We start from the raw sequence: 3022 nt of genomic DNA, 5'->3' as shown, positions 1-3022 counted from the left end.
TCTCGATGGGAAGAAGCATATCCTTAGTTAAAGCAGATTTTCTTCCTCAGTGCAACCTAAGTCGATGCTTTCTCACGAGTGCGGGTTCATTTTCTAGGTTGACTTCGGCTTCCTTACCAGCATTTATTGAGATGTTGCGTTATCTTCTCTGATAATTGAACTGGAACAAAAGTTACGAGACTGTTCTCTTGAAGATAAAAAATGGTTATTGGAGCAGTTACATCAACAATTAGGATTGAATAATCAAAAAACAACTAAACAACGATTAATGGATAGTTGGAATGAAGCTTATAGTGATGGATTGGACGAATCAGAAACTTTAATGTTAGAGGGAATACGGCATCATCAACGCCAATTATCCGAGTAAATATGACGATTTTTCAAGGAGAGATTTATTGGATTGATTTAGGAGAACCACAAGGTTCTGAACCTGCTTATCTTCGTCCTTGTGTTGTGGTGCAAAATGATGCTCTGAATCAGTCACAAATTGGGACGGTTATTGTGTGTCCATTAACAACCAATTTGAGACGAGCAAAAGCTATTGGTAATGTTTTATTGAATGAGGGTGAAGGGAATTTACCTGAATCCAGTGTTGTTAATGTTTCACAGGTTTTCACGGTTGATAAACGTCTTTTAACGGAGTCTATCGGAAGACTTTCTCAGGAAAAAATCAAATTAATTATTCAGGGAATGAAGTTGGTTATTGAACCTCAAGAACTCGAATAATAGGGGGTTATAAAAGGATTTAAATAATCCATTTACCCTTAGACTTAGCTAGTGGCGAACAGACTCCCGTGGCTCTGATTGCTCCCGCTATCAATGGTTAAGTTCTAATCAAATAATTACGACAAAAAAGGTTGGGGTGAGCTAATGTTCGCCCCAACCTTTTTTTATTGAAATTCTCGACAAATCACCTGACCAATAACCACTTCTCGCTCCAAGCACCGTTGACATTGAAGCCACTGCGCGTAGAGGTGAAGGTAAGGGAACCGTAGTCGAAGTTATTGCAGATGGTTCCGAAAATAGTGGCATGGACTCGCTCAGGTGGACAGATATCTGCGGACCCGTAGCCGTTCTTTCCGCGAGTCCCCAGGTGGGAATAGGTGTTGCCATCCCAATCCCCGTTACCGAACCAGGTTGTGTTGGCTGGACCTTCTTTCAGCATACAGCGCAGACCTTTGCCTCTGCGCCCACCTGTCAAATCAGTTACCTGATATTGATTGAAATGGCTACCGCAGGTTTTGGGACGGGGTAAGGGGTTGTAGTTAACGGAGGAAGCCGAACGCCACTCCTCATTCCAAGCCCCAGTCACTCGAATCACTCCTGGTCTGACCGTTCGGATATCGAGATTACCCGGATAGTTGAAGTTAGCATCCTCCCCGTTACCGTGAATGTCGGACGCGAACCCGACCAACATTCTGCCTCGGTCAATCGCCTGTCCCAAATGACGGTAGGTAGCCCCTTCCCAGGTTCCTTCCCCGTACCAGGACAGACGGGGAATGCTTGAGCCTTGCTGTCCTTTACTGAATTTGACACAACGAATCCCAGTTCCCCGTCGGTTATCTAGCGAACGAACTATATATGTTTCTAAGTGGGGACCACAATTGAAGCGAGTAGCAGTAGTCAGAAGGATCGGCTCTATTGGAATTTGAGCGAGGCTGGGCAAAGTTGCCACCAACAGGGCTATACCGCTTAATACGATAGTCTTGACAGAACGTAGATTCATAATTTTTTCCCGAAATTGGGAAGCCGTGTTTACTTGCTAATTTCAGAATATTCGGAGTCTCAGGGTGATGTCAGTCCCAAAATAAGTGGAAATTGACGATTTCAATCATTTCTACTTTCAGGAATAAAGTGGAAGAACATGGAAATTTGCTGCCATTTATCTCCTCTTCTCCCGCTTTTTCTCGTATGGTCGATATGTACTGAAAGTTTAATTGTCCCTCAATCTTTCTAATAGTTGGGCGCAAGACAAACTCGCCGGAGAAAGAAGTAATCCGGTGCGTTTCGAGACGGGAATAGGGCATCCGTTTTCTGTCAGTTCGGGGTTAGGCTTCGCTGGTGCGGCGAATACCTTCGTCGAGAACGAAAAACTGAGGGTTAAGAGAAGCCAATTGCTCCCGCAGCTTTTCGATTTCGGAAGCGGGAGCGTGAACTTCTAGGCGAATAATCTTGGCGATTTTGAGAACTTCGTCTAGCAGTTCCCCAACGTTTTGCAGGTGGGCAAGAACTGCGGCGGCATCGACGTAACCCTCGCGGCAATGAACAATATTACCGCTAAACGAGAAAGCATAATGGATACAGCCCTCTTCGGTGCGGGTTCTCTCAATGAACTTGGGGCTTAGTTCCTTAAACGCAGCAATTTTTCCTTCTTGTACTTCAAAGTAGGGTACTAGAGTACAGCAAGTATCGATTTTGAACATTAGATTCTCCTTTTAGGTGGTGCGGAGGGGTATCCCGCGTTTGTGGTCTCTTCTGTCAGTCTTGAAAATTTTAACGAATTTACGCGTTTCAGGCTAGGAGAAATCAAGGTTTCAACCCACTTTAACAAAAGAGAGATAATTCTCTCAATCCTTGTATAGTACATAAATACCACATAAATAGTACATTTTGCTCAAAAAAATCGAAAAAGGGAAAAAAGGAAAAAAAGGGGAAAAGGGTTACAGAGTCCTCCCAGCACCGCGCACCACCCGAAAACCGCCGCTGCTGCCGTCGTCGCGGCGGTTGATGTCGTAGTGGTAAGCGGAACGGCAGTTATCCGGATCGTTGAACCAAGAACCGCCCCGCAGAACTTTATATGCCTGATTTTGCTGTTTTTTGCTCTTTTTTATCTCTTCATAATTTTCGCACCAATCATCTTGACACCACTCCCAGACATTTCGGTAATGATTCGGTAGTAGTGGCGTAGCTCTCTTGCTTACCTGGTATGAATTGTGTAAAATATTTATTAATAAAAATAATTGGAACCCGCTCAGTCTTTAAACCTCTAGCTTGATCATGACTTTTCTGATAAATATCTTTT

Annotated in this window: 5 protein-coding genes; 2 read left to right on the top strand and 3 right to left on the bottom strand. The window is 43.9% G+C overall.

The genetic code is table 11. From position 1 onward, the window contains the following. The first annotated feature begins 148 nt into the window (after positions 1–148). Both O9332_RS28230 and O9332_RS23310 read left to right on the top strand, forming a co-directional pair. A complete protein-coding gene (locus tag O9332_RS28230; protein ID WP_353853439.1) occupies positions 149–367 on the top strand; it encodes a hypothetical protein in 219 nt (72 codons plus the stop codon). A gap of 2 nt (positions 368–369) precedes the next feature. Continuing rightward, positions 370–726: a type II toxin-antitoxin system PemK/MazF family toxin gene (locus O9332_RS23310; protein WP_288027625.1), complete on the top strand. Its 357-nt coding sequence runs from the start codon at positions 370–372 to the stop codon at positions 724–726. A 184-nt stretch (positions 727–910) separates the two neighbouring features. Here the strand turns inward: O9332_RS23310 and O9332_RS23305 are convergent, their stop codons facing one another. The 3 genes from O9332_RS23305 to O9332_RS23295 all read right to left on the bottom strand — a co-directional run bounded on the left by O9332_RS23305 (position 911) and on the right by O9332_RS23295 (position 2831). Beyond that, a complete protein-coding gene (locus tag O9332_RS23305; RefSeq protein WP_288027623.1) occupies positions 911–1726 on the bottom strand; it encodes a hypothetical protein in 816 nt (271 codons plus the stop codon). A 322-nt stretch (positions 1727–2048) separates the two neighbouring features. After that, positions 2049–2423, bottom strand: coding sequence for a putative quinol monooxygenase (locus O9332_RS23300; protein ID WP_002763977.1), 375 nt, complete (start codon positions 2421–2423; stop codon positions 2049–2051). Between the two features lie 237 nt (positions 2424–2660). Further along, positions 2661–2831, bottom strand: coding sequence for an SUMF1/EgtB/PvdO family nonheme iron enzyme (locus O9332_RS23295; protein ID WP_288027629.1), 171 nt, complete (start codon positions 2829–2831; stop codon positions 2661–2663). Positions 2832–3022 lie beyond the last annotated feature (191 nt).

The sequence above is a fragment of the Microcystis sp. LE19-10.1B genome, from assembly GCF_027530565.1.
Lineage (GTDB): Bacteria > Cyanobacteriota > Cyanobacteriia > Cyanobacteriales > Microcystaceae > Microcystis > Microcystis aeruginosa.
This window is presented reverse-complemented; position numbering and strand designations above follow the sequence as displayed.

Excerpts from the sequence above, each read along its gene's own strand:
- O9332_RS23310 (WP_288027625.1), top strand. The coding sequence starts at position 370 with ATGACGATTTTTCAAGGAGAGATTTATTGGATTGATTTAGGAGAACCA.
- O9332_RS23305 (WP_288027623.1), bottom strand. The coding sequence starts at position 1,726 with ATGAATCTACGTTCTGTCAAGACTATCGTATTAAGCGGTATAGCCCTG.
- O9332_RS23300 (WP_002763977.1), bottom strand. The coding sequence starts at position 2,423 with ATGTTCAAAATCGATACTTGCTGTACTCTAGTACCCTACTTTGAAGTA.